Annotated in this window: 38 protein-coding genes and 3 pseudogenes; 21 read left to right on the forward strand and 20 right to left on the reverse strand. The window is 64.2% G+C overall.

The features are described from left to right. Positions 1-30: 30 nt before the first annotated feature. Positions 31-822: pseudogene (locus ACFQT0_RS30490) on the reverse strand (bifunctional metallophosphatase/5'-nucleotidase); the annotation flags it as partial. A 175-nt stretch (positions 823-997) separates the two neighbouring features. Here ACFQT0_RS30490 and ACFQT0_RS30495 point away from each other — a divergent pair. From ACFQT0_RS30495 to ACFQT0_RS30590, 20 genes and pseudogenes are all read left to right on the forward strand, one after another. Further along, complete coding sequence (locus ACFQT0_RS30495; protein ID WP_380206998.1) at positions 998-1,288, forward strand: ArsR/SmtB family transcription factor; 291 nt, start codon at positions 998-1,000, stop codon at positions 1,286-1,288. 71 nt (positions 1,289-1,359) lie between these two features. After that, entirely contained in the window at positions 1,360-2,178 is an 819-nt protein-coding gene (locus ACFQT0_RS30500; protein WP_380206999.1) for a sulfite exporter TauE/SafE family protein, read from the forward strand. Positions 2,179-2,235: 57 nt separating this feature from the next. Next, positions 2,236-3,591, forward strand: a complete 1,356-nt coding sequence (locus ACFQT0_RS30505) for an MBL fold metallo-hydrolase (protein ID WP_380207001.1) — start codon at positions 2,236-2,238, stop codon at positions 3,589-3,591. 137 nt (positions 3,592-3,728) lie between these two features. Continuing rightward, positions 3,729-4,064 carry a rhodanese-like domain-containing protein gene (locus tag ACFQT0_RS30510; RefSeq protein WP_380207258.1) on the forward strand — a complete coding sequence of 112 codons (336 nt, stop codon included), beginning with the start codon at positions 3,729-3,731 and terminating at the stop codon, positions 4,062-4,064. After that, positions 4,057-4,616 (forward strand): annotated as a pseudogene (locus tag ACFQT0_RS30515) (YeeE/YedE family protein). Before ACFQT0_RS30510 ends, ACFQT0_RS30515 begins: the two are co-directional and overlap by 8 nt. Positions 4,617-4,653: 37 nt before the next feature. Beyond that, entirely contained in the window at positions 4,654-5,157 is a 504-nt protein-coding gene (locus tag ACFQT0_RS30520; protein ID WP_380207260.1) for a class I SAM-dependent methyltransferase, read from the forward strand. Between the two features lie 179 nt (positions 5,158-5,336). Then, complete coding sequence (locus tag ACFQT0_RS30525) at positions 5,337-5,690, forward strand: DUF6691 family protein (protein WP_380207262.1); 354 nt, start codon at positions 5,337-5,339, stop codon at positions 5,688-5,690. Positions 5,691-5,809: 119 nt separating this feature from the next. Next, the gene (locus ACFQT0_RS30530; protein WP_380207005.1) at positions 5,810-6,406 is read left to right on the forward strand and encodes a c-type cytochrome; all 597 of its coding nucleotides are present in this window, start codon (positions 5,810-5,812) and stop codon (positions 6,404-6,406) included. Continuing rightward, positions 6,385-6,864, forward strand: coding sequence for a c-type cytochrome (locus ACFQT0_RS30535; RefSeq protein WP_380207006.1), 480 nt, complete (start codon positions 6,385-6,387; stop codon positions 6,862-6,864). Before ACFQT0_RS30530 ends, ACFQT0_RS30535 begins: the two co-directional genes overlap by 22 nt. A 12-nt stretch (positions 6,865-6,876) precedes the next feature. Further along, positions 6,877-7,023, forward strand: coding sequence for a hypothetical protein (locus ACFQT0_RS30540; RefSeq protein WP_380207008.1), 147 nt, complete (start codon positions 6,877-6,879; stop codon positions 7,021-7,023). After that, a complete protein-coding gene (locus ACFQT0_RS30545; RefSeq protein WP_380207009.1) occupies positions 7,020-7,262 on the forward strand; it encodes a hypothetical protein in 243 nt (80 codons plus the stop codon). The genes ACFQT0_RS30540 and ACFQT0_RS30545 overlap by 4 nt, the downstream gene beginning before the upstream one ends. Next, positions 7,259-8,326, forward strand: a complete 1,068-nt coding sequence (locus ACFQT0_RS30550) for an OprD family outer membrane porin (RefSeq protein ID WP_380207263.1) — start codon at positions 7,259-7,261, stop codon at positions 8,324-8,326. The genes ACFQT0_RS30545 and ACFQT0_RS30550 overlap by 4 nt, the downstream gene beginning before the upstream one ends. A 40-nt stretch (positions 8,327-8,366) precedes the next feature. After that, the gene (locus ACFQT0_RS30555) at positions 8,367-8,630 is read left to right on the forward strand and encodes a hypothetical protein (protein WP_380207013.1); all 264 of its coding nucleotides are present in this window, start codon (positions 8,367-8,369) and stop codon (positions 8,628-8,630) included. Then, positions 8,624-8,851 carry a DsrE family protein gene (locus ACFQT0_RS30560; protein WP_380207265.1) on the forward strand — a complete coding sequence of 76 codons (228 nt, stop codon included), beginning with the start codon at positions 8,624-8,626 and terminating at the stop codon, positions 8,849-8,851. Before ACFQT0_RS30555 ends, ACFQT0_RS30560 begins: the two co-directional genes overlap by 7 nt. Positions 8,852-8,873: 22 nt before the next feature. After that, entirely contained in the window at positions 8,874-9,125 is a 252-nt protein-coding gene (locus ACFQT0_RS30565; RefSeq protein ID WP_380207016.1) for a hypothetical protein, read from the forward strand. 23 nt (positions 9,126-9,148) lie between these two features. Beyond that, positions 9,149-9,427 carry an MFS transporter gene (locus ACFQT0_RS30570; protein ID WP_380207267.1) on the forward strand — a complete coding sequence of 93 codons (279 nt, stop codon included), beginning with the start codon at positions 9,149-9,151 and terminating at the stop codon, positions 9,425-9,427. Continuing rightward, the gene (locus tag ACFQT0_RS30575; protein ID WP_380207269.1) at positions 9,342-10,253 is read left to right on the forward strand and encodes an MFS transporter; all 912 of its coding nucleotides are present in this window, start codon (positions 9,342-9,344) and stop codon (positions 10,251-10,253) included. Before ACFQT0_RS30570 ends, ACFQT0_RS30575 begins: the two co-directional genes overlap by 86 nt. A 170-nt stretch (positions 10,254-10,423) precedes the next feature. Beyond that, positions 10,424-10,975 carry an NAD(P)/FAD-dependent oxidoreductase gene (locus ACFQT0_RS30580; RefSeq protein ID WP_380207271.1) on the forward strand — a complete coding sequence of 184 codons (552 nt, stop codon included), beginning with the start codon at positions 10,424-10,426 and terminating at the stop codon, positions 10,973-10,975. Then, entirely contained in the window at positions 10,866-11,429 is a 564-nt protein-coding gene (locus ACFQT0_RS30585) for a hypothetical protein (protein ID WP_380207024.1), read from the forward strand. The genes ACFQT0_RS30580 and ACFQT0_RS30585 overlap by 110 nt, the downstream gene beginning before the upstream one ends. Further along, on the forward strand, positions 11,402-11,650 hold the full coding sequence (locus ACFQT0_RS30590; RefSeq protein ID WP_380207026.1) for a hypothetical protein: 249 nt from the start codon (positions 11,402-11,404) through the stop codon (positions 11,648-11,650). Before ACFQT0_RS30585 ends, ACFQT0_RS30590 begins: the two co-directional genes overlap by 28 nt. A gap of 124 nt (positions 11,651-11,774) precedes the next feature. Here the strand turns inward: ACFQT0_RS30590 and ACFQT0_RS30595 are convergent, their stop codons facing one another. The 19 genes and pseudogenes from ACFQT0_RS30595 to ACFQT0_RS30685 all read right to left on the reverse strand — a co-directional run. Then, positions 11,775-11,903, reverse strand: a complete 129-nt coding sequence (locus tag ACFQT0_RS30595; protein WP_380207028.1) for a hypothetical protein — start codon at positions 11,901-11,903, stop codon at positions 11,775-11,777. Beyond that, positions 11,891-12,892, reverse strand: coding sequence for an ABC transporter permease (locus ACFQT0_RS30600; protein WP_380207030.1), 1,002 nt, complete (start codon positions 12,890-12,892; stop codon positions 11,891-11,893). The genes ACFQT0_RS30595 and ACFQT0_RS30600 overlap by 13 nt, the downstream gene beginning before the upstream one ends. Before the next feature lie 127 nt (positions 12,893-13,019). Then, a complete protein-coding gene (locus tag ACFQT0_RS30605) occupies positions 13,020-13,778 on the reverse strand; it encodes an ABC transporter permease (RefSeq protein WP_380207273.1) in 759 nt (252 codons plus the stop codon). After that, entirely contained in the window at positions 13,736-14,131 is a 396-nt protein-coding gene (locus ACFQT0_RS30610; RefSeq protein ID WP_380207275.1) for an ABC transporter permease, read from the reverse strand. The genes ACFQT0_RS30605 and ACFQT0_RS30610 overlap by 43 nt, the downstream gene beginning before the upstream one ends. A gap of 7 nt (positions 14,132-14,138) precedes the next feature. Next, positions 14,139-14,921, reverse strand: a complete 783-nt coding sequence (locus ACFQT0_RS30615; protein ID WP_380207035.1) for an ABC transporter ATP-binding protein — start codon at positions 14,919-14,921, stop codon at positions 14,139-14,141. Then, complete coding sequence (locus ACFQT0_RS30620) at positions 14,918-15,871, reverse strand: ABC transporter ATP-binding protein (protein WP_380207037.1); 954 nt, start codon at positions 15,869-15,871, stop codon at positions 14,918-14,920. Before ACFQT0_RS30620 ends, ACFQT0_RS30615 begins: the two co-directional genes overlap by 4 nt. 38 nt (positions 15,872-15,909) lie before the next feature. Beyond that, positions 15,910-16,548 (reverse strand): HlyD family secretion protein, encoded by a 639-nt coding sequence (locus tag ACFQT0_RS30625; RefSeq protein ID WP_380207277.1) that lies wholly within the window; start codon positions 16,546-16,548, stop codon positions 15,910-15,912. Then, positions 16,460-17,134: a hypothetical protein gene (locus ACFQT0_RS30630; RefSeq protein ID WP_380207279.1), complete on the reverse strand. Its 675-nt coding sequence runs from the start codon at positions 17,132-17,134 to the stop codon at positions 16,460-16,462. The genes ACFQT0_RS30625 and ACFQT0_RS30630 overlap by 89 nt, the downstream gene beginning before the upstream one ends. A gap of 68 nt (positions 17,135-17,202) precedes the next feature. After that, positions 17,203-17,418, reverse strand: a complete 216-nt coding sequence (locus ACFQT0_RS30635) for a hypothetical protein (RefSeq protein WP_380207280.1) — start codon at positions 17,416-17,418, stop codon at positions 17,203-17,205. After that, positions 17,400-17,711, reverse strand: coding sequence for a hypothetical protein (locus tag ACFQT0_RS30640; protein WP_380207282.1), 312 nt, complete (start codon positions 17,709-17,711; stop codon positions 17,400-17,402). The genes ACFQT0_RS30635 and ACFQT0_RS30640 overlap by 19 nt, the downstream gene beginning before the upstream one ends. Further along, positions 17,702-18,121, reverse strand: coding sequence for a hypothetical protein (locus tag ACFQT0_RS30645; RefSeq protein WP_380207284.1), 420 nt, complete (start codon positions 18,119-18,121; stop codon positions 17,702-17,704). The genes ACFQT0_RS30640 and ACFQT0_RS30645 overlap by 10 nt, the downstream gene beginning before the upstream one ends. Before the next feature lie 17 nt (positions 18,122-18,138). Continuing rightward, on the reverse strand, positions 18,139-18,708 hold the full coding sequence (locus ACFQT0_RS30650; RefSeq protein WP_380207286.1) for a TetR/AcrR family transcriptional regulator: 570 nt from the start codon (positions 18,706-18,708) through the stop codon (positions 18,139-18,141). A gap of 198 nt (positions 18,709-18,906) precedes the next feature. Continuing rightward, positions 18,907-19,275, reverse strand: coding sequence for a YgaP family membrane protein (locus tag ACFQT0_RS30655; protein WP_380207045.1), 369 nt, complete (start codon positions 19,273-19,275; stop codon positions 18,907-18,909). 238 nt (positions 19,276-19,513) lie between these two features. Further along, positions 19,514-19,969 carry a molybdopterin oxidoreductase gene (locus ACFQT0_RS30660; protein ID WP_380207046.1) on the reverse strand — a complete coding sequence of 152 codons (456 nt, stop codon included), beginning with the start codon at positions 19,967-19,969 and terminating at the stop codon, positions 19,514-19,516. A 31-nt stretch (positions 19,970-20,000) separates the two neighbouring features. Next, positions 20,001-20,741, reverse strand: coding sequence for a molybdopterin oxidoreductase family protein (locus tag ACFQT0_RS30665; RefSeq protein ID WP_380207288.1), 741 nt, complete (start codon positions 20,739-20,741; stop codon positions 20,001-20,003). Next, complete coding sequence (locus ACFQT0_RS30670) at positions 20,627-21,307, reverse strand: hypothetical protein (RefSeq protein WP_380207290.1); 681 nt, start codon at positions 21,305-21,307, stop codon at positions 20,627-20,629. Before ACFQT0_RS30670 ends, ACFQT0_RS30665 begins: the two co-directional genes overlap by 115 nt. Then, complete coding sequence (locus tag ACFQT0_RS30675) at positions 21,262-21,447, reverse strand: hypothetical protein (protein WP_380207291.1); 186 nt, start codon at positions 21,445-21,447, stop codon at positions 21,262-21,264. Before ACFQT0_RS30675 ends, ACFQT0_RS30670 begins: the two co-directional genes overlap by 46 nt. A gap of 63 nt (positions 21,448-21,510) precedes the next feature. Then, positions 21,511-21,966: a molybdopterin-dependent oxidoreductase gene (locus tag ACFQT0_RS30680; RefSeq protein WP_380207292.1), complete on the reverse strand. Its 456-nt coding sequence runs from the start codon at positions 21,964-21,966 to the stop codon at positions 21,511-21,513. A 134-nt stretch (positions 21,967-22,100) separates the two neighbouring features. After that, a pseudogene (locus tag ACFQT0_RS30685) lies at positions 22,101-22,301 on the reverse strand (hypothetical protein); the annotation flags it as partial. Between the two features lie 384 nt (positions 22,302-22,685). On the opposite strand from ACFQT0_RS30685, the gene ACFQT0_RS30690 reads away from it, so the two are divergent. Next, the gene (locus ACFQT0_RS30690) at positions 22,686-23,480 is read left to right on the forward strand and encodes a phosphatase PAP2 family protein (protein WP_380207052.1); all 795 of its coding nucleotides are present in this window, start codon (positions 22,686-22,688) and stop codon (positions 23,478-23,480) included. Positions 23,481-23,808: the final 328 nt, after the last annotated feature.

Genomic DNA, 23,808 nt, shown 5'->3' on the forward strand with positions numbered 1-23,808 from the left:
GCGCGGGGGCGTGATGCGGTCGTGGGAGTGCGCGCCTACGATGAGGTCGATGCCAGGCACCTCGCGGGCCGCCTGCTCGTCCACTCTGGTGCCCTGGTGCGAGACCACAACGACGACGTCGGCGCGGCTGCGCAGAGCTGGCAGGCAGCGGCGGGCGGCCTCCAGCCCGCTGCCGAAGGCGAGGTCCTGGGTGTTGGTGGGGTTGCCGGTCAGGTGGGTGTTGTGGTAAGCCAGGGCCAGCAGCCCGACGCGCACCCCGCCAGCGGTAATCACCGTGGTGGGGTCGCCGAGGAAGGGCTGGCCCGTGGCCTTGTCCGTCACGTTGGCCCCGCGCATGGGGAAATGGGCCAGCTGCTGCAACTCCTGGGTGCGGGCGCTTGTGTACTCGAAGTCGTGGTTGCCGAGGGCCATGAACTGATACCCCAGGGCGTTCATCAGCCGAATAACAGCTTCGCCCCTGGTGAGGTTGCCCAGCAGGTCGTCGCCGAAGGTGTCGCCCCCGTCCACCAGCAGCACGTTGGCCGCCCCGCGCTGCGCCCGCGCCCGGGCGATGGCCGTGGCCAGGTGGGCAAAGCCGCCCACAGTGCCCGCGAGCTCAAACGAGCTCGGCGGGCGGCCGGGGTCGCCGGTCTGGGCCGTGGCGTTGCCGGGGGCCACCGCGAAGGGTTGGTGCCGGCCGTGGATGTCGTTGGTGTGCAGGATGGTGAAGCTGCCGGAAGCCCGGCGCGCGGCCGGCGCGGCTTTTTCCTGCTGCCGCGGAGCCGGGTCGCAGCCCGCCAGCAGCAGGCTCGCTCCCCGAGCACGAAAGCTGCCATCAGGCAGTCCAAGGGCCTTTTAGCCCAACGCGGGGTGTCTTTCATGCTGATTATAAAGAGCAGGCTTTAAAGAAAATGCTGGAAGTCCGTGAACTTATTGGGGGCTTACGATTGTACGTATGAAAAGTTGTTCATACATTTGACCCCGTTATGATGCCTGCTGCCTCCCCGTTTCCGTTGATATGGGCCTCTCTATCGAGAAGATGGAGAAGGTGGCCTTTATACTCAAAACCACGGCCCACCCTACCCGCATTGCCATCGTGCAGCTGCTGGCTGCGCAGGAAAGCCTGTCGGTGTCGGAAATCAGCGAAAAGCTCAGCGTTGAGCAGAGCCTGCTTTCGCACCACCTCTCGGGCATGAAGCTCAAGGGCATTCTGAGCAGCACCCGCGAGGGCAAGAATATCTTTTATGCCCTGAAGATGCGCGAGGTCATCGACGTGATTCAGTGCCTGGCCGGGTGTACCTTCCTGTAAGGGGTGCAGCTTTTTTGCCGCAATACATGAACACCCCATCATAAATTCATACGTTCGCTCTGCTCTTTTCCATGCTGCACTACTTCGGCTATTTCGCTGCCATATTTATTGGCCTTTCGCTCGGCATCATGGGCGGGGGCGGCTCCATCCTCACGGTGCCCGTGCTGGTGTACCTGATGGGCGTGAGCCCGGTGCTGAGCACGGCTTACTCGCTGTTTGTGGTGGGCAGCACCTCGGTGGTGGGCGCCTCGGGTTACTTCCGCAAGGGCCTGGTGTCGCTGAAAACGGCCGTGGTCTTTCTGATTCCTTCGCTGCTGGCGGTGTTCTTGGTGCGCAAGGTGCTCATGCCGGCCATCCCGCACGTGCTGTTCACCGCCGGCAGCATCGTCTTCACCAAAGACTTGCTCGTGCTCGTGGCTTTTGCCGTGCTCATGGTGGTGGCCGCGGCGTCGATGATTCGCAGCAAGCAGGCCGAAGAAGTGCTCGACGAGGAGCTGCACTTCCCGCATGCCTTCAACTACCCGCTTATTCTCACCATCGGGCTGGTGGTGGGCACGCTCACGGGCTTCGTGGGCGCGGGCGGCGGTTTTCTCATCATCCCGGCCCTGGTGCTCGGGGCGCGCCTGCCCATGAAGCTGGCCGTGGGCACCTCCCTGGCAATCATCGCCCTGAACTCGCTCATCGGCTTCACCGGCGATTTGAGCGCCGGCACGCCCATTGCCTGGACCTTTCTGCTTGGTTTTCTGTCTTTTGCCCTGGTCGGCATCGTACTAGGAACCTACCTGGCCCGCTTCATTCCCGGGGCCAAGCTCAAGCCGGCCTTCGGGTGGTTCACGCTGGCCATGGGCACGTTCATCCTCGCCAAAGAGCTGCTGTTTCACCACGTTTAACCACCGGTTTCCCGCTTTTTCTCACCCGCTTCTCTCACCCTTTTTTCGTTGAAAACCATGAAAGTCGAACAGTTTGAAGACAAGGGCCTGGCCCAATTTTCCTACGCCATCCTGAGCGAGTGCGCCCGCGAAATCGTGCTCATCGACCCCGCCCGCAACCCGCAGCCCTACTACGACTTCGCCAAGGCCCACGACGCCAAGATTGTGAGCGTTATTGAAACCCACCCCCACGCCGACTTCGTGAGCAGCCACCTGGAAATTGCCCAGGCCACCGGCGCCACCATCCGCGTGAGCAAGCTGCTCGGGGCCGATTACGCTCACGAGGCGTTCGACGAGGGCGACTCTTTTACGGTGGGCAAGCTGACATTCCGGGCTCTGAACACCCCCGGACACTCGCCCGACTCCATCAGCATCGTGCTCAGCCGCGAGGGCAAAGACGTGGCCGTGTTCACCGGCGACACGCTCTTCATCGGTGACGTGGGCCGCCCCGACCTGCGCGAAAAGGCCGGCAACATCATGGCCAAGCGCGAGGAGCTGGCCAAGCAGATGTACCACAGCCTGCGCGAAAAGCTCATGCCCCTGGCCGACGACGTGCTGGTGTACCCGGCTCACGGCGCGGGCTCGCTCTGCGGCAAGGCCCTGAGCGGGGCCAACAGCAGCACCATCGGGGCCGAGAAAATCGGTAACCCCATGCTGCGCCCGCTCAGCGAGGAAGCCTTTGTCAACGAGCCTGCTCGCCGACCAGCCCTTCATTCCCAAGTACTTCGGCTACGACGTGGCCCTCAACAAAGCCGGCGCGCCGGCCTACGCTTCGAGCGTGCAGCAGGTGCGGCGTCTGGCTTCCGGTGCGGCGCTGGAAGCCGGCGCGGTGGTCGTGGACACGCGCCCCGAAGCCGAGTTCAAAAAGGCCACGTGGCAGGCGCCCTCAACATCCAGCAGGGCGGCAAGTTTGAAACCTGGCTGGGCTCACTGGTGGGGCCGCAGGAGTCGTTCTATCTCATCGCGGCCGACGAGGCCACGCGGGAAGACCTGATTCAGAAAACTGCCAAAATCGGCTACGAAGCTCTTATTAAGGGAGCCCTGGTCGGCACGCCGGCCACCGCGGCGACGCTGCCCGTGCTGGACGTGGACGCCTTCCGCCAGCACCCTGAAAACTATACCGTCGTGGACATCCGCAGCGCCACCGAACACCGCGACGAGCCGCTGTTCGACGGTTCGCTCAACATTCCACTTCCGGAGCTGCGCGAGCGGGCCAAGGAAATTCCGACCGCTAAGCCCGTGGTGGTACACTGCGCCGGCGGCTACCGTTCGGCGGCAGGGTGCAGCATCGTAGCCAATGCCCTGCCCGGCACCAAGGTGCTCGATTTGAGCGAGGCGGTGAAGTCCTTCCAGCCAGCAGCCCTGGTGCACTAAGCGGATGGGTATGCGCCTGGGTCCCGGCCGCCGTGCCGGGACCCAGGCGCCTGCTGCTCACGCTTTCCCTTTCACTTCTGATGCTTTTACCCATGTTCGGTTTTCGTAAATCTTCCGCCCCCGCTTTTCAAAACCTGATGTCCGCGCAGTTTGCCGAGGGCCTGCGCCAACCCGGCGCGGTGCTGCTGGACGTGCGCCGGCCCGACGAATTCGCCGCCGGCCACCTGCCCGGGGCTGTCAACATCGAAGTCACTGCACCCGACTTTGCCCAACGCATCGCGAAGCTGGACAACACCCGGCCCACCTACGTGTACTGCCGCAGCGGAGCCCGCTCGGCCAACGCCGCCGGCCAGGCTCGCCACGGCGGGCTTCGCGCAGGTAGCCAACCTGCTTGGCGGGGTGCTCGACTGGCCGGAGCCACTAACGACCAAATAATCAGCTTATCTGCTTACGACTTTAATTTTCATGCTTGAACTCCTGCAACAACCCTGGCCCTGGTACGTGGCCGGCCCCCTGATTGGCCTGACGGTGCCCGCCCTGCTGCTCGTGGGTAATAAGGCCCTGGGCATCAGCTCCTCACTGCGCCACGTGTGCGCCGCCTGCCTGCCGGCCGGCATCCCCTTTCTGACTTATAACTGGCGGGCCGAGCTCTGGAACCTGGTGTTCGTGCTAGGCATCACGCTGGGCGGCTTCATCGGCTACCGGCTCATGGGCCACCCCGACGTGGTGGGCATCTCGCCGGAAACCGTGCGTGACCTCAAAGCCCAGATGCATCTCACCGACTTCACCGGCCTGCTCCCGCGCGAGCTGTTTGCCCTGGAGAACCTCGCCAACTGGAAGGGCTGGGTGTTTCTGGTGCTTGGCGGCTTCCTCGTCGGCTTCGGCACGCGCTACGCCGGGGGTGCACCTCGGGCCACGCCATCTCGGGCCTCTCGAACCTGCAGTGGGTGTCGTTGGTGGCCGTTATTGGCTTTTTTGCCGGCGGCCTGCTTATGACGTGGGTCATTTACCCTTTGATGTTTTAACTCTTTAAATCACAGGTTATGGAAGCTCTTGCCCCGGGTGCCGTCGATTTCTGGGACGCCCGCTACTCGGAGGAAGCCTACGCCTACGGCACCCAGCCCAACGCCTACTTCCGCCAGCAGGCTCGATACGCTGCCGCCCGGCCGCCTGCTACTGCTGGCCGAGGGCGAGGGCCGCAACGCCGTGTACGCCGCCCGGCGCGGCTGGCAGGTCACGGCCGTGGACTTCAGCGACGAGGGCCGGGCCAAGGCCCTGCGCCTTGCCATTGCCCAGAGCGTGCGCCTCGACTACCAGGTGGCCGACCTCACGGCCCTGGGCTGGCAGCGCCCCGGCTACTACGACGCCGTGGGCCTGATTTACGCCCACCTGCCGCCGGCCGACCGCCAGGCCGTGCACGCCGCGGCCGCCGCTAGCCTGGCCCCCGGTGGACACCTGCTGCTCGAGGCCTTCGGCCCCGGCAGCTGGGCCTGCCTTCGGGTGGCCCCAAGTCAGCGGAGCTGCTCTACGAGCCGGCCACACTGGCCGGCGACTTTGCCAGTCTGACCCTGCTCGAAAACCACGAGGTGGGTGTGGTGCTGCACGAAGGCCGCTGCCACGCCGGACCGGCCAGCGTGGTGCGCCTGCGGGCCACCCGCATTTCCAACCCCGAACTCAATTACTCGATATGAAATACCTCAAATACCTGGTGCTGGGCACGCTCTTCGGCATCATCCTCACCAAAAGTGAAGTCATCAGCCTGGTTTCGGATTCAGGAGATGTTCCGCTTCCAGAGCTTCCACATGTACGGGGTCATCGGCTCGGCCATCCTGGTGGGGCTGATTTCCATCCAAATTATCAAGCGCAACCACCTCAGGACCATTACCGGCGAGCCCATCGTCATTGCCGACAAGAAGTTCAACCACGGCATCTGGATAGGCGGCATCATCTTCGGCCTCGGCTGGGCCCTGACCGGCGCCTGCCCCGGCCCCCTGTTTGCCCAGCTGGGCAGCGGCGTCGGCTCGGCTGCCATACTCATTCTGGCCGCGCTGGCCGGCACCTGGACCTACAGCGCCCTGCGCGAAAAACTGCCCCACTAAAATAGTGATGATTTATAGTGTTGAGTTTTGAGGGATGAGTTGGAGAAAAACGAAATCCATTCAACATTCAAAACTTAACATTCAACACTCAACATTCAAACCTTCTCACAGCCTTCGCCATGGAACCCACGGAAGAACGGGGGCTCAAGCTGCCCCAACTGGTGCGCCTGCTGATGCTGCTGACGGCGGCCGTGGTGCTGGTTGTCGTGGTTGTCATCACACAGCTCTACGGGCCCAAGACCCCGCCCGCGCCGGTAGCGGTGGAGGATGAAGCGACGCAGGGGCCGCCCCCGGCGGGCAGCTACCACCGCCCGGCCACGCCGGCGCCGGACACGGCCACCATTCCACACACGGCGGCCGGCCGCCAGATTCGCTACGGGCGCGAGCTGATTGCCCACACAGCGCAGTATCTGGGGCTGCGCGGCTCGGTGGCCCAGCTCACCAACGGCATGAACTGCCAGAACTGCCACCTGCAGGCCGGCACCCAGGGCTTCGCCAACAACTACCTGGCCGTGGCCGCCACCTACCCCAAAATGCGCGCTCGTTCGGGCTCGGTAGAAGGCATTGAAAAGCGGGTGGCCGACTGCATGGAGCGCAGCCTCAACGGGCGCGCCGTGCCCGACAGCAGCCGCGAGATGCAAGCCATTGTGGCCTACATCAAGTGGTTGGGCCAGGGCATTCCCAAAGGAAAAAGGTGTACGGCACAGGCTTCGTGAAGCTGCCCTACCTCGACCGGGCCGCCGACCCGGTCATTGGCAAAGCCGTGTTTGCGGCCAAGTGCCAGAGCTGCCACGGCCCATCTGGCCAAGGCCAGAAGCTGGCCGATAACACCGGCTACCAGTACCCACCCCTATGGGGCCCCGACAGCTACAACGACGGCGCGGGCCTGTTTCGGGTGAGCAACCTGGCCAAGTACGTGAAAGCGGCCATGCCCTTCGGGGCCACGTTTGACCACCCGCAGCTCACCAACAAGCAGGCCTGGGACGTGGCGGCCTTCGTCAACTCGCAGCCCCGCCCCCATCTGAAAACGCCGCACGACTGGCCCGACATCAGCAAAAAACCGGTGGACCATCCCTTTGGGCCTTATACCGATGCTTTCTCCGAGCAGCAGCACAAGTACGGCCCCTATCAGCCCATAGAGGACGCCCACCCCCAGCCCGCCAAGGCCAACTAACCATCCATTTTGATGACCCGCCTCCTGCGTTACTGCGTGACCGGCCTGCTCCTGGTTTCGGTTGCCGCACGGGCGCAGCAGGCCGAGCCCGCCCCTGCGCGACCCATCACCGGGCGTAGCCAGCTCCTGACCTACCCCCGGCTTCGGCCGATACCGTGAAAGCGCATACGCTGGCCGAAGCTTTTGTGCGCGGCCAGTGGCATGGGCGGGTGCGCAACTACTTCATGGCCACCGTCAATCGGGGCAACGGTCCCGACTACTACGCCAATGGCCTCGGGGCCGGGGCGCGGTTTGAGACGGCGCCGCTGCACGGCTTTCAGCTGGGAGCAGGCGGGTTTTCTGGGCGAACCTGGCCTCCAACGACCTGGCCACGCCCGAGCCCGCCACGGGAGCCGTGAGCCGCTTCGAGGCGGGCCTGTTTGATGTGACAGACCCCGGGCGCCGCCAGCTCACGGGCCGGCCCGAGGAGCTGTTCGTGCGCTACCGCTGGCGGCACTCGACCGCCACCTTTGGACGGCAGCTGCTGGTGATGCCTTTGCTCAACCCGCAGGATGGCCGCCTGAGCCCGAACTATGCCCAAGGGCTGTGGCTGGAAATCAACGAGCTGAAAAGCACCGCCCTCACGGCCGGCTGGCTCACGAAGATTGCCACGCGTTCCACCTCGGACTGGGCGTCGGCGGCCAGTTCCATTGGCCTGTACCCCACCGGCGTGGACGAAACCGGCCAGCGGGCCGGCTACGCCGGGCACCTGAGCAGCCGGGGGCTGGGCATCGTGGGCTTGAGCCGGCAAGTGGGGCCGCGCACCCGCTTGCAGGCCTGGAACTACTACGCCGACAACCTGTTCAACAGTTCTTTCGCGGAAGCCACCACCGGCCGGGCGGTGGGCGCGGGCCAGCTCAGCCTGGGCGCGCAGTACCACTACCAGCGCACGGTGGGCAATGGCGGCAACGCCGACCCACGCCGGGCCTACAGCTCTCCCGGCCGCCAGGCCCACGCCCTAAGCGCCCGCCTGGGCTACCAGCGAGGGCCCTGGAGCCTGAGCGCCAACTACTCCCGTATTACCCGGACCGGGCGCTTCCTGTTTCCACGCGAATGGGGCCGCGAGGCGTTTTACACCTTCCTGCCCCGCGAGCGGGAAGAAGGCTACGGCGGGCTCGACGCGGCCGCGCTGCTGGCCGGCCGCACGTTTGCCCAGGTGCCGGGGCTGAAAGCGGAGGTTGGCTACGGCCATTACTACCTGCCCGATGTGCGCGAAGTTGCCCTGAATAAGTACGGAATGCCTTCCTATCGCCAGCTCAATTCCTCGCTCAGCTACCCGTTTGCAGGCTGGGCGCGGGGCCTGCGGGGGCAGCTGCTCTACGTATACAAGGGGGCCCTGGGCAAGACCTACGGCGATGACCGCTACATCGTGAACAAAGTTGATTTTCACCAGCTAAACTTCATCCTGAATTACGATTTTTAGGCCCCGGCCTGTTCCCATCCACCCACATTCCACCTTTGCCATGCTAACTCTTCGCCCCCTGCTAACCGCGCTGCTACTGACCGGCGCGACGCTCGCCGCCACCGCCCAAACGGCCAAACCCAGCGCCGACCAGCTTGCTTTCCAGAAAGGCACGTTTCAGGGCGCCACGGCCGACAAAGCCCAGTACAACGCCATTTACCAGGCTCGACAGCGACGACCCCAAGCTGATAAAAATGACGTTGCGCAACATCAGCAACGCGCTGCAGGACCCGCGCCTCAAGGGCAAGCTGCAGGTTGGTGGTAGCCTTCGGCGGCGGCATCACCGTCTTCCGCCGCGACCAGCCCTACGAAGCCGAGCTGCTGGCCCTGAAGGAGAAGGGCGTCATCCTGGCCCAGTGCCTGAACACCATGCGCGAGCGCAAGGTGACCAAGGAGGAGCTGTGGCCTTTCCTCTCTTTCGTGCCCAGCGGCAATGGCGAGCTGATTATCCGGCAGGCCCAGGGCTGGGCCATCGTGCATCCGTAATACACCCCATTCCATTCTTTTCATGAGCACTCCTCAACTTGGTTTGCGCGAAAACTGGCGGCAGTTCAGCCTGCTGGTTCTGGTCAATGCCTTTGTGGGCGGCATGGTGGGGCTGGAGCGCAGCATACTGCCCCGGCTGGCGGAGCAGGAGTTTCACCTGGTGGCTCGCTCGGCCATTCTCTCTTTTATCGTGGTTTTCGGCCTCACCAAGGCCGTGGCCAATTACTACGCCGGGGCCTGGGCGAATCAGATTGGGCGAAAAACCTGTTGCTAATCGGTTGGCTATTTGGCCTTCCCGTGCCGCTGCTGTTGCTCTGGGCGCCGAGCTGGGGCTGGGTGATTGCCGCTAATGTGCTGCTGGGCCTCAACCAGGGCTTGGCCTGGTCGAGCACGGTGGTCATGAAAATTGACCTCGTCGGTCCCCGGCAGCGCGGCCTGGCCATGGGCCTGAACGAGTCGGCCGGCTACCTAGCCGTGGCCGCCACGGCCTTTGCCTCGGGCTGGCTGGCCACCGAGTACGGCCTGCGCCCCTACCCTTTTACCTGGGCATCGGCATCGCCGTACTGGGGCTGCTGAGCTCGCTGGGGGTGCGCGACACCCGCCACCACGTCGCGCTGGAGGCTGCGCAGCTTCCGGCCGCTCCGGCCGGGCCGCCCTCTCGTTTTGGGACGTTACCTGGCGCCAGCCCAACCTGGGCTCGGTCACACAAGCCGGCCTGGTTAATAACCTCAACGACGGCATGGTCTGGGGCCTGCTGCCGATGCTGCTGGGCAGCAAGGGCTTTACGCTGACGCAGATTGGCACCGTGGCCGCGGTGTACCCGGCCGTGTGGGGGTTGGGCCAACTTATCACCGGCCCGCTGGCCGACCGACTGTGCAAGAAAGACCTGCTATTCTGGGGCATGCTGCTGCAGGGCGTGGTGCTGCTGGCCATGCTGTTCACCGATGCCTACCCCGCCTTTCTGCTGCTGGCGGCCCTGCTGGGGGCGGGCACGGCCCTGGTGTATCCCACGTTTCTGGCGGCCGTAGCCGAGTACGCCCCGCTCCCGCAGCGGGCGCACAGCGTGGGCATCTTCCGCTTCTGGCGCGACGCGGGCTACGCCATCGGCGCCCTGCTCACCGGCCTGCTGGCCGATGCCTTTGGCTTAGCGACGGCACTGGCCGCCATTGGGGGGCTGACGGTGGTTTCGGCACTGGTTATTCAGCGCCGCATGTACTGCCCGCCCGTGACCGATACGAGGGCCCGCGCCGGCAGCTGCCCCGGCCGGCGCCGTTCGGCTTGGTATGAGCCGGCTGCTATTTGCCGCACAACATCAAGCTGGGAGGCGGCCATTCGTGTAGAGAAAGTCTTCTTTAAAGGCCCCGCTCCTGAGGGAAGCTTTCTTGCTTCCGGAGTTGCCTAAATACTGTTCCCCAACACTTTATGTTAGGCGTTGGCGGAGCTAACAACCTATTGGCGACAAAGCGGGAGGAAACTAATTGGTGAGAGAACTCAAGTTACATGAATAAGTGTTCACGTGTTAATACGTTCATGCGTGCCTTGCGCTCACTCCCTCACTAACCCCTCCCGACCATGACTGCATCTCCTGTTTCCCGGCACCATCAGCTGCTCGTGGTGGGCGGCGGCAACGCGGGCCTTTCGCTCGCGGCCCAGCTGCTGCGGGCCGACCACCGCCTCGACGTGGCCATCCTCGAACCCTCAGCCAAGCACCACTACCAGCCGGCCTGGACGCTGGTGGGCGGCGGGGCCTACGACATCAAAGACACCGAGCGCGCCGAGGCGGACTACATCCCCAAGGGCGCCAAATGGCTGCAGGACGCGGCGGCCAGCTTCGAGCCCGATGCCAATACCGTGGTCACCGCGAGCGGCCAGCGCCTGAGCTACGACTACCTTGTCGTCTGCACAGGCATCCAGCTGGACTGGGACAAGATTAAAGGCGCGAAGGAGGCGCTGGGCACAAACGGCGTGTGCTCGAACTACGGCTACGAGCCTGGCCCCGTATACCTGGGAGTGCGTGAAGAACTTCAAGGGCGGCACGGCCCTGTTTTCGGCCCCCAACACGCCCATCAAGTGCGGCGGGGCGCCGCAGAAAATCATGTACCTGGCCAGCGACTACTGGCGTAAGCACGGCGTGCTGGACAAGGCTAACGTGCGGCTCACCTCCGGCGGCAGCGTCATCTTCGGGGTGAAGTCCTTTGCCGATGCCCTGCAAAAGGTGGTCAACCGCTACGGCATCAAAACCGACTTTCTGCACAACCTCAAGGAAATCCGCGGGGAGCAGCAGGAGGCGGTGTACGACGTTTATAAAGACGGCCAGGTGGTGGGCGAGGAAACCTTGAAATTTGATCTGCTGCACGTGGTACCACCCATGAGCGCCCCGGATTTTATCAAGAACAGCCCGCTGGCCGTACCCGGCAACCCCTGGGCTGGGTCGACGTGGACAAGCACACGCTGCAGCACGTGCGCTACGCCAACATCTTCGGCCTGGGCGACGCCACCTCCACGCCCAATGCCAAAACCGGGGCGGCCGTGCGCAAGCAGGTACCCGTGGTGGTCAAAAACCTGTTGTCGCTGCTGAAAAGCAAGGTGCTGGCCCCCGACAACGCCTACAACGGCTATGGCTCCTGCCCGCTCATCACGGGCTACGGCAAGCTCATTCTGGCCGAGTTCGACTACGACAACAAGCCCACGCCCACCTTCCCCTTCGACCAGACCAAGGAGCGGTTTTCCATGTGGCTGCTCAAGCGCTACGGCCTGCCGTGGATGTACTGGAACAAGATTCTGACGGGCAAGGCCTAAGCGCCGGCTCCCTGGTCGTGCACCCGCACGATACGTTCGTGGTGTAATCCGCTGCGATTGAGCTGGCTGGGCTTTTTGGATGCGGCGACGCGGGATAAAAGCCTGCCAAATGCACCGGGGACCCCTACCCCGACGTTTTGCGATAGCGCCACACGGCCAGCGAATTAACGGCGCCGGCCAGCAACAGCAGGGCGCCCACCTGGCCTGCCACGTCGCGTGCGGTGCTGCCCTTGAGCAGAATCATACGCGACACCTGGATGATGTAGGCCAGGGGTTGAGCCGGTCCAGGGCCTGCGCCCAGGCCGGCATGTACTCGATGGGCGTGAACAAACCGCTGAGCAGCACGAATATGATGAGAAAGAAAAAGGCCACGAACAGCGCCTGCTGCTGGGTCTGGCTGCTGGCCGAAATGAGCAGGCCCATGCCCAGCGGCACGGTCAGGTACAGGGCCGTGATGGCGTACAGCAGCGGCAGGCTGCCCACCAGCGGCACCTGAAACACGAAGCGCGCCAGCAGCAGCCCCACGCTGAGCTGGTAGAAGCCCACCAGCCAGAACGGCAGCAGCTTGCCCAGCATGAACTGCCACTTGCGGATGGGCGTGACGTTGAGCTGCTCGATGGTGCCCAGCTCCTTCTCGCGCACGATGTTGAGCGTGGCCAGAAACATGACAATCAGCGTCATAATCTGATAAATCAGCCCTGGCACCATCAGGGTCTTGTAGTTCAGGTGCGGGTTGTACCAGTAGGCGGGCACCACTTCCAGGCCGCCGCGCCCGGCCAGGGCGGCCTGCACCGTGGCGGGCCGGGCCTCGTCCTGGTAGGCCTGCACGATGCTGGCCGCGTAGCTACCAGCCAACCCGGCCTTCACGCTGTTGAGGGCATTGACCAGCAGCTGCACCCCGGCCCGGCGCTCGCGCACCAGGGCCCGCTCGAAGTGGCGCGGCACCACCAGCACCAGGTCGGCCCGGTCGCGTAGCAGGTCCTGCTCGGCCTCGCGCACGGAGGCGCGCACGGCCACCAGCCGGAAGTAGGGCGTGTACTGAAACTTATCAATAAGCCGCTGGGCAGCCGGGCTGTGGTCATGGTTCACGACCACCAGGTTGAGGTTGCGGATTTCGTAGTTGGCCGCATTGGCGAGCACCAGCAGCTGCACCACCGGGGCCAGCAGCAGCAGGAGCAGCAGGGTGCGGTTGCGGCGCAACTGGTGAAATTCCTTTTCGAGCAGAAACCAAACGGTGCGCATAGGGCAATGGGTGAATGGGTGAATGAGGCAATGAGGGAATGGAGTTGTCGAAGCAGTTCGTCGAAGGTTCGTGGCGTGCACAAGAGCGAATCACTCATTCGCTCATTCACCCATTCACTCATTAATTTCACTCCAGCCGGTTTTTTAGCGAGCCGAAGGCCAGCAGCAGCAGCCCAGCAGCCAGGGCCATAAGGGTGGCGGTTTCGCGCCACAGGTCGCGCAGCCCCTGGCCCTTAATCATGATGCCCTTCAGAATGCTGATGTAGTAGCGGGCCGGAATCAGGTGCGACACCGCCCGCAGGGGCGCGGGCATGCTTTCGAGCGGGAACAGGAAGCCGCTCAGCATCACGGTGGGCAGTAGCAAACTCAGAATGGAGAAAAGCATGGCCCCCTGCTGCGTGCTCGAGCGGGTAGATATGAACACGCCCAGCGCCAAAGCCACGAAGATGTAAAGCAGGGTTTCGAGCAGCAGCAGCGCCAGGCTGCCCCGCAGCGGCATGCCGAGCACCCACACGCCCAAACCCAGAATCACGAGGGCATTGACGAAGGAAAGCAAGAAGTAGGGCACTATTTTGCCCAGGATGACGGGCCCCTGCCGCATGGGCGACACGAGCAGCACCTCCATAGTCCCGGTTTCCTTTTCGCGGGCAATGGTGATGCTGGTGAGCATGGCCGACACGAGCAGCAGAATCAAGGCCATGGTGCCCGGCACGAAGGTGAAGGACGCCTCCAGGCTGGGGTTGAAGTACAGCCGGGTCACGGCCTCCACTTGCGGGCCGGCCGCGCCGGGAGCCGGGGCGAGCTCCTGCCGGGCGTAGTCGCGCACGATGCTAGTAGCGTAGGTCACCAGGCTCGTGGCGGTGTTCTGGTCCGAGGCATCGGCCACGAGCGCACCTGCGCGTGGCCCAGGTGGTCGAGGTCCTGCGAAAATCCCACCGGAAACACCACCGCCAGCTTCACTTGCCCCTGGCGGAAGGCGGCTTCCACCTCCCGGTAGGAGTTCAGGTAGTGGCGCAGGCCAAAATAGCCCGACGAGAGCAGCCGCGCCTGCACCTGGCGGGCGTGAGGACCTTTGTCGAAATCGAGAATGGCCACGTCGGCATTCTTGATTTCGTTCGTCAGCGCGAAGCCGAACAGCGTGACCAGGGCCACCGGCATGCCGAAGAGAATGAGCAGGGTGCGCCGGTCCCGGAAAATGTGGTAGAACTCCTTGCGCACGAACATGATGAATGCTTTCATAGCGGGCTCATTCGCGGTTTTTGGCACCCCGGGCCAGGTGGAGGAATACGTCGTTCATGGTGGCCGCCCCAAACTGCTGCTTCAGCCCGGCCGGCGTGCCCAGGGCATCCAGGCGGCCATCGACCATGATGGATACCCGGTCGCAGTACTCGGCTTCGTCGAGGTAGTGGGTGGTGATGAAGACGGTGACACCCCGCGCGGCCGTTTCGTAAATCAGGTCCCAGAACTGGCGGCGCGTGATGGGGTCCACGCCGCCCGTGGGCTCGTCGAGAAACACCACGGCCGGGTCGTGGAGCAGAGCCACGGAAAAGGCGAGCTTCTGTTTCCAGCCCAGCGGCAGGCTGCCCACCAGCGTGTCGCGCTCGGTCGCCAGGCCCAGCCGGCCCAGCAGCTCCCCGGTTTTGGCCCGAATGGCGGCCGTGCGCAGCCCGTACACGCCGCCGTAGAAGCGGATGTTTTCGCGCACGGTGAGGTCTTCGTAGAGGGAAAACTTCTGGCTCATGTAGCCGATGCGCCGCTTGATGGCCTCCGGCTCGCGGCGCACGTCGAAGCCCGCCACTGTGGCCGCGCCGCCCGTGGGCGTGAGCAGGCCGCAGAGCATGCGCATGGCCGTGGTTTTGCCGGCCCCGTTGGCCCCCAGAAAGCCGAATATCTCGCCGGCCTCCACCTGAAAGCTGATGCCGTCGACGGCCGTGAACGCCCCGAAGGACTTGCTCAGCCCCTCGGCCCAAATGACCGGTAGGGCCGCCGCGCCAGCCACTGGCGCCCGGGTTGCTTCGGCCTGGCTCATGGGGCGGCGGGGGCAATGGCGGCCGGGCGGGTGCCCAGCAGCTCCATGAACGTGTCTTCGATGGTGGGCATCAGCCGGCGCACCTGCACCCCGGCGTGGCCCGCTCGGGCTAGGTAGCCGCGCAGTTCTGCTTCGGCCGCGGCGGGCGGGGCGGGCCGCAAACTCAGGTGAACCTCCTCTCCGAAGGCGTAGGCTGTGCGCGTGTCGGGGTAAGCCCGCAGGCTGAGCAGCAGCGGGTACAGGCCGCCGCGGGCCCGTACCGCGTACAGCGGCCCCGGGTAGGCGGCCTGCAGCGCGGCCGGCGTATCCACGCGCAGCACCTGCCCTTCCTGCATCAGGGCCACCCGCTCGCAGCGGGCGGCCTCGTCCATGTAGGGCGTCGAGACGAGGATGGTGATGCCCCGGGCCTTGAGCTGCGCCAACACCTGCCAGAACTCCTGCCGCGACACCGCGTCCACACCCGTGGTGGGCTCGTCGAGCAGCAGCACTTCGGGCTTGTGAATCAGGGCGCAGCACAAAGCCAGCTTCTGCTTCATGCCGCCCGAGAGCGCCCCGGCCCGGCGGTCCCGGAAGGGCGCCAGCGGCTCGTAGATGTCCCGAATCAACTCGTAGTTGGCAGGTACCGTGGTGCGGAACAGGGCCGCGAAAAAGTCCAGGTTTTCCGCCACCGTAAGGTCCTGGTACAGCGAGAACCGGCCCGGCATATAGCCCAGCAGCTCCCGAATGGCCCGCATGCCCTGGCGCGTGCGCGTGTCGTGGCCGGCCACGGTGGCCGTACCCGCGTCGGGCAGCAGCAGCGTCGCCAGAATGCGGAAAAGGGTGGTTTTGCCCGCCCCATCGGGCCCGATAAGACCAAACAGTTCCCCGCGCGGCACACGCAGGCTCACGTCGCGCACCGCCCGCACGGGTCCGTAGCTTTTGCTGATGTGGTCAAGTACAAGGGCGTCCATGGTGGGAAAAGCAAAAGAAGAAGCGGGTGCTGCCGAGCTTAAAACCGTACGTCGGCCGGCATGCCGATTTTCAGGCTGCCGTCGTTGGGCACGGCGATTTTCAGGGCGTACACGAGGCTCACCCGGTCTTCCTTGGTCTGCACAACTTTAGGGGTGAATTCCGATTTGCTGGATACCCACTGCACCCGGCCGGGGTACTCGCGCTGCCCGCCGGCGGGCGCATCCACCAACACCTTCACCGCCTGCCCCAGCTTCACGCGGGTAAGCTGGTCGCCGGCGGCGTAGGCGCGCAGCACCAGCTGCCGGGTATCGCCGATTTTGTACAGGGGCTGGCCGTAGCTCACCACCTCGCTGGGCTCCACGTACACCGTGAGCACGGTGCCGGCCACGGGGTTCACCACACGGCAGCGCCGCAGCTGGTCGTCGAGCTGGCGCAGCTGCACCCGCAGCGGGGCTGCCTGGGCGGCGGTGCCCCGGGCCTGGGTACCCAGGGTGGCGCGCTGGGCGGCGGCCTGCTTGCGCGCCACCGCAATCTGGTAGTCCAGGTCGTCGAGCGCTTGGCGGGCACGGCATCGGCGCTCACCAGGTTCAGCACCCGCTGCCGCTCGCGCCGCAGGTTGGCCGTTTGCTGCTCCAGGGCCACGAGTGGGCGGGCACGTCGGGGTCTGGGCGCGCACGGCCTGAACGCTTTCGAGCAGCTGCTCGCGGCGCAGAAACAAGGGCAGCGTATCCACCAGGCCCACTACCCGGCCCGCCGGCAGGCTCGTCGCCTTCTCTCACTGCCAAACGCAGCAGCGGGCCAGCTGCCTGTGCGGCCACCACGTACTCCGTGGTTTCAAAGTTGCCCGAAGCATCGAAGTCGGGGGCGGGTGGCTGGCAGCCGCTGAGCAGAGCCGGCAGCAGGGGCAGGAGCAGCGTAAACAAGGCGGGGCGCATAGCTTGAGTAGCGTAAAGGTTAAGGTTGAGGGGCCGCAGTGGCGGCTCCTGCGCGGTGAGCAGGGCCGCCTGGGCTTGCAGCAGCTGCAGGCGGTGCAGCTGCAGGTTGAGCCGGGCTTGGTTGAGCTGGCTCGCATCGGCGAAGTAGTCGGCAAAGCCGATGATGCCGTTGGCCAGCTGCACGGCCGCCGTGGCCCGTATCCGTTCGCGCAGCTCAATCAGTTCCTGGTCGGTGGCCAGCTGGCTGCGGTAGCGGTCAATAGCGGCTTGCTGGCCGGCCAGGGCCAGGCGCTGGCTCTGTTCGAAAAGCTGCTCCTGCACGGCCACGGTTTCTGTGCCCAGCCGCAGCAGCTCCCGGTCCTGATGGCGGGTGCTGTAGCCGCTCAGAGCCCAGTTTAGCCGCAGACCGCCGAGGCCGTAGGCGTGCAGGTCGTTGCGAAAAAGTTTAGCCCCGGCCGGCCGTAGCCCGCCTGCCCGAAGGCACTCAGGCGCGGGGCCAGCCGGGCGTTGAGCAGGCGGACCTGCCCGGCGAGCTGGGCGCGCTGCCCCTTGTACAGCGCCCACTCGGGCCGGGCGGGGGCCGGGGGCAGCGCTACGGGGAGCTCCAGCACAGCATCCGGCGGCACCGCGCGGCCCAGCAGCACGCCGAGCTGGGCCAGCAGGCGGCCGCGGGTGAGGGCCAGGCTCGCGCAGGCTGCTGGTCCAGGCTCAGGGTTTCGGCATCCAGGCGGGCCAGGTCCTGCCCCGTGGCCGTGCCGTAGCGCCGGCGGGCGGCCAGGGCCGTGCGCCGCGTGCGCAGGTCGGCGCGCAGGCTTTGGCGCAGGCGAGTGGTTTCGTCGGCTAGCAGCACCCCGAAAAACAGGCTTTCCACCTGTTCCCGCACCCGGTACAGGCTCACTTCCACTTGCTGATTGCTAGTCTGGCGGCCGAGTTCTTCAAGCTCCTGCTGCCGGCGGGTGAGGCCCCGTCGTAGAGGTTCTGGCTCAGGTCCAGGGAGAGGCGGTACTGGTCGCGTGCGATAGCGGGCAGGGCCCGCCCCGGCAGCTCGAGCGGCACGCGGGTGACCTCGCTCTGGTAGCTGGCCTGGCCGCCGAGGGCCACTTGCGGGAGCTGCTCCAGGGTTTTCAGCCGGGCCACGCTGATTGCAGCCTGCTGGTCGTGCAGGGCCAGGCGGCGCAGCAGCAGGTAGTGCTGCCGGGCCTCCTCGTAGCAGGCCGCCAGCGTGAGGGGCGGCCCGCCGGCGGGCGCGGGCTGGGCCAGCACCCCGCGGGCCAAAAGCAGCAGGGCCAGCAGGATGCCTCGGGACTTATCCATGCGATTTAACTGTTTGGTTAAACAGGAGGTAAAAAAATGTCAGGGCTGAATGGCCCGGATAATAAATTCAGCGACTTCGGTGCGGCGACGCGCAACTTCCGCTTGAAATCAGCTTCGGAAAGCTCCAGAACGGCTTTGAAAATTGGCTTGCCCATGAATGGGAAGATGGCCAGCGACATAATATTCATCAGCAGCTGCGTGGCGCTGATGGGCCGGATGCGGCCCTGCGCTACCGCTTCGTCGACCTGCCGCCGAAACCCGGCGAGCCGGGGTTTTTCGCTGCTGACCATGGACTTGAAGAAAAACTGCGGGTCACGGTTTATCTCGTTCACCACGAACAGCGGCAGGAAGCTGTTGGCACTTACAAAGGTGATGTACTCGCCTACCAAGTGGCGTATTTTTTCAAACAGGTCCACGTCGGCCTCCAGCAGGGCCAGCACCCGGGGCAGCAGGTTGCCCACGGCCCGCCCGATGATGAGCTTGAAGAGCTGCTCTTTGCTGCGGAAGTAGTAGTGCAGCAAGGCTTTATTGATGCCAGCCCGGTCGGCAATTTCCTGCATCCGCGCGCCGCTCATTCCCTTTTCCAAAAAACCTGCTGCGCCGCCGACAGAATGAGCTCTTCGGTGCTGGTTTTAGAGGCGGCCGGCGGAGGTTTTAACATGACGGATTAACCATTTGGTTAATTTCAGACAAAGTAACAGCCAAGTTCGTTTACTTCAACAACCTTTTTACCTGAATTGGGACATAATTTCTTCCGCAGCCCAAGCGCGGGCACTGCCGTCGGGTTAGTAACACCGAGTTTGCCGGTTGAGCTGTTTGCTATATATACGGTTGATAAGCAAGCGTATGTATAATCGCAGTTCATCTTTGACTTCAGCTTCCGCCTCATACAAGGTTCTACAACGCACCCTGAAGGCCGGCGGCGGGCCCCGGCCCCAGAACCGCGCGCAGGCGGGGCCCGTCGAAGGGCAGGCCCATGAAGGGGCCAGCAGGCACCAGTCAAACGCGCCCATGGTGAGCGGCACCAAGCCGACCGTCGCCAGAACCCAGTTCTTGCGGTCCTGTGCCAGGCCGGTTGCTATTAGCGAAGAGCCCACGGCCACACGGGTGAGGCGGCCAGCGGGTGAGGCGAGAAAACGCAGAAGCTTATCCATGGCTAAAGGGTTAAGAGGATGGTACGCTGCTAAGCAAAGGGTATATGGCAGCCGGGCCGGGGTATTCGAGGGGCGCGGCGGTTTCGCCAGGGACGCCACCGGATAGGGCGGTGGGAACTACGCGAATGGTTCGATGATTAAAATTTTAAACATCGCAATAAAATACTGATTGTCAATATAGTATTGGCAGATATCTAAGTTATTTGTTGAGCATGTTCCTTGAAGATACGCTCTCCTCCTACCCGACTATCAGCGTCTGGGGAGCGGCCTGCTTGATGCGGCCCAGCAGCCACTCGGTCTGGCGTTTGGTGCGGGCATTGCAAAACTCATAAGCGGCTTTCAGGTCCTCGTCGCGCAGGGCCAGGGCGGCTTGCCGGATTACCGTCCAGCACAGCTGCACTTCCTGGGTGAGCAGCCAGAGGTCATGCAAGTCGCGCATCAGGGCCAGGCTGCCACTGCGCTTTTCCGAAAACAAGACGCGCTTCAGGTCCTTGGGCTCCGACTCCCGTTCTTCCGAATACTTATTCACGAAACCCATGACCCGGCCCCGGTGCTCGCGCGACCACGCCGAGAGCTTCTGGCACATCTGCTCGATATCGGGCTCGTCTTTGTGTTTGCTGGAAACCTTTTCGAACGCGTCGGTGAGCTGTTTTTCGCTGTTTTCGAGCAGGCCGAGGTAATTGCTGAGGTGCATGGCGGAGGAGGAGGATTAAGCGGGGCCTGGGCTAGGCGTGGACTTTGCGGATGCGAACGGCGGCGTACTTGAAGTGCGGCTGCTTTCTGACGGCGTCCCACTCGGTAATAGTGAGCTCATTGGCGGCGCGGGGCCGGGCGTCCTTAGCCTCGTCCCAGTAGCCGTAGTGGAAGGGCATGAACACCAGCCCCGGCTCGATGCCGCCCACGCGGGCGGGCTCGGTGGCGTGGCCGCGCCGCGAGGTTACCTCCACCAGGTCGCCGGTGGCGATGCCGTAGCGGGCCGCGTCTTCTTCCGACAGCTGCACGAAGCCCTCGGGGGCCGCGTGGTTGAGCGCGTGGGCCCGGCCGGTTTTGGTGCGGGTGTGGAAGTGGTACACCAGCCGGCCCGTGGTAAACCACAGCGGGTAGGCCTCATCGGGCGCTTCGTGGGGCGGCTCGTAGTCGGCGGCCAGCAGCACGGCGCGGCCGTTGGGGTCGTTGGCCTGGTACTCTTCGGGCTGCTTTTCGGCGCCGGTTTCCAGGTCGTAGCCGTAGGTTTCGCAGTAGTCGAAATGGGTGTTGAAGACGTGGTCGGTGTAGAGGTGGGCGGCGCCGTCGGGGTGCTGCTCGTTGCAGGGCCACTGTATGCCCGAGCCGCCGGTGAGCTTGGCGTAGCTCATGCCCGAATAGTCGCAGGGGCGGCCCTTGCTGCACACCTTCCAGGCCTCAAATGCCTCTTCCGGCGTGCGCCACTTGATGAGCGGCTGCCCGTCCTTATCGCGGAAATCCATGCGGTGGGCATAGTCCAGCAGGATGTCGAAATCGGAGCGGGCCTGCCCGGGCGGCTCAATGGCCTGGTAGGACAGGTGCACCGTGCGGTCGGTGTTGGTGAAGGTGCCGGTTTTCGCCCCAGATGGCGGCGGGCAGCACCACGTCGGCCAGGCTGGGCGGTTTCGGTCATAAAGGCGTCTTCTACCACCACAAGCAGGTCTTTCTTCTCCAGAATCTTACGGATGCGGGCCAGCTCCGGCAAGCTCACCGCCGGGTTGGTGGCCTGAATCCAGAGCAGCTTAATTGAGCCGGTTTCGCAGTAGCGCCAGATTTGCATGGCGTGGGTGGGCGGGGCCCAGTGCGGAATCTTGTCCTCGTGTACGTTCCAGAGGCGGGCCAGCTCCCTGATGTGGTCGGGGTTGTCCCAGTTGCGGAAGCCGGGCAGGTCGCCGTCGGCCCCGCACTCGCGGGTGTTTTGCGAGGTGGGCTGCCCGTTCATCTGCAGAATGGCGTTGCCCGGGGAGCCGATGAGGCCGCGAATCAGGTTGATGTTGTTGACCTGCACGGCTGCCGCGGTGGCCTGCATGGACTGGTACACCCCTGCAGCGCAGTGGATACCAGCGACTCGCAGGTGCCTAGGATTTCGGCCGCCGCTTGCAGCTTGTGGGCGGGCACGCCGGTGAGGGCTTCTACCCTCTCGGGCGTCCACTTGCCCACGGTGCGCACCAGGCTCCTCAAAGCCAACGGTGTGCTCCCCCACAAAGTCGTAGTTGACGTACTCGTTTTCAATCAAAAGTGCAGCAGGCCGTTGAGTACGGCCACGTTGGTGCCGGCGCGCGGGGCCAGGTGCACGGTGGCGTGCTGGGCGGTATAAGTCAGGCGCGGGTCAATCACGACGAGCAGGGGCGGGTTCACGCTGGCCAGCCGGTCGAGGATGCGGGCCCAGAGCACGGTTTGCTGCGAGGCCATGTTGTGGCCCACCAGCAGCACGGCCTCGGTGGTGTCGAGGTCGGCGTAGGAGCCGGCCTGGCCGTCGGTGCCGAAGGAGAGCTTGAGTGCGGCGCCGGCCGTTGCCGTGCACAGGCGGGTGTTGCCGTCCATGTGCGGGGTGCCCAGGCCGGCCTTGCCCAGCACGCCCAGCGTGTAGTATTCCTCAATAAAAAGCTGGCCCGAGGTGTAGAAGCCGATGGCGCTGCTGTGGCCTTCGGCCAGCAGCTCTTTGGACTTGTCGACGATGAGCGCCATAGCCTCGTCCCAGGTGGCGGGCTCCAGCTTTCCGTTGCGCCGGATGAGGGCGTGGTGAGGCGGTCGGGGCTGTGGGTGGCTTCCCAGGCATGAAGGCCTTTGGGGCCCAGCCGGCCGTGGTTGACGCGGTCGACGGCCCGGCCGCGCACGCCCACGATGCGGCCGTTCTTCACGCCGATGTCCATGCCGCAGCAGTTCGAGCACAGCACGCAGGCCGACTGCACCCAGTTGTCGGGCTCTTCGGTGGTGCGCTCGTCTACGCGCACGGGCCAGTGCCCCTGGTGCGGCGTGCGGGGTCCCCAGATGTCGTGGATGCTGTCGCGGGTTTCTTCCATGCTGGCAAGGGGCAGAAGTGAATGGCAGCTGTACGTAGCCCGGCACGCGCAACGGCCAGCCCGGCCGCCGAATCAGTTAGATTCCCGGCCCGGCGCGATTGCAGGTACTACGGAAGCCCGAATGAAAAAGTAGAGAGAAATTCCGTCGATTTTAATTTTATTTTAATGTCAGGAATTCAGCTCAACTTCTGACAGCCAGGACTCTTTCTCCTGCGGGCCACAAAAAGTTCTTCGAATAATTGTGCAGGCCTCTCGCACCGGCTTTCTTACTGATTCGGTTTTGTGCGCGGCTGGGAAAGTCAATTGCCCTCCGATGCAATGTCGCTCGTACCCGTTCCGTAATGGTGTGGAATCGTTATCAGTAACTCCCTGACTTTCTTTGCCATGAAGGCTCCTGGCAAAATATTTCGGTCTTATGTTACCTCGCTGCTGCTTTCCTTTTGGATGGTAGCACGCCGCGTGCTGCGCAACCACCTGGGTTTGCTGCTGGGCGTGGTCTTTGGCTTTTTGCTGCCGTGGCTGCTCTTTCTGAAGCTAGCCGGGGAGGTGTGGGAGCACGAAGGCTTTCGCGGCGACCGGATGATACTTGAATGGCTGCATGGCCACGCCACGCCCGGCCAGGATGGCGTAGCCCTTTGGTTCGCGCTGGCCGGTGGGCCGTGGGTGATGCCGGCGCTGGAAGGGCTGCTAAGCCTGGGCTTGCTGCTTAGCCGCCAGCGCCGGGCCGCCCTGTACTTCCTGCTGGCCGTTGGGGGCTCGGGCCTGCTCAACCTGTTTGCCAAGGTGATGGTGGGCCGGGCCCGGCCTGCGTTCTGGGAGTCGCCGGCCCCGGAACCGTCCTACAGCTTTCCGAGCGGCCACGCCATGGCCGCGGCCGCCCTGGCCGCCGCCATTGGCATCCTGCTCTGGAATACCCGGGCCCGCTGGCTGGCCGTGCTGCTGGGCATGCTCTGGGCGCTGGGTATGGGCTGGTCGCGCATGTACCTAGGCGTGCACTTTCCTTCCGACGTGCTGGCCGGCTGGCTGGGCTCCCTGGGCTGGGTTGGCGGCTTGCACCTGTTATACTCCCGCTACTTTGTGGAGCTGCGCAGGATGTGGGGAGAGACGCGCCTCTATTGGTACGGGCAGACGGCGGACCGCCTGGAACGCAAAAACACCGATTCCAAGGCTCCGGCCTGATGGTCGTCGGCTAAACCGTGGCTGGAATATCATGCCCTACTGCTTCGATGGTGCCCTACTGTTCAAAGGCATGTCCTGATGGCAGCTCAGTGAAGTTGCTAAAGCGGAGTCCGGATTCACGCCTCGCGGTTCCTGTTAAAGCTCAAGCCAGCATTTGCTCACTGCCTCCATTCCGAGGCCGGCAGCCCCTTGGAAAGGTGCAGAGGGTGCTGCTTAGCAGTAGTCCAGGTTGCGCAAATACGGGTGGATAGCAATGATGAAAGTCATAAGGAAGCTTGTTAATATGCATTTAATAAGCCTAAAAGTACATTTAGCTTTATCCCTAGGT

Source organism: Hymenobacter humi, from assembly GCF_042665855.1.
Taxonomy (GTDB): Bacteria; Bacteroidota; Bacteroidia; order Cytophagales; family Hymenobacteraceae; genus Hymenobacter; species Hymenobacter humi.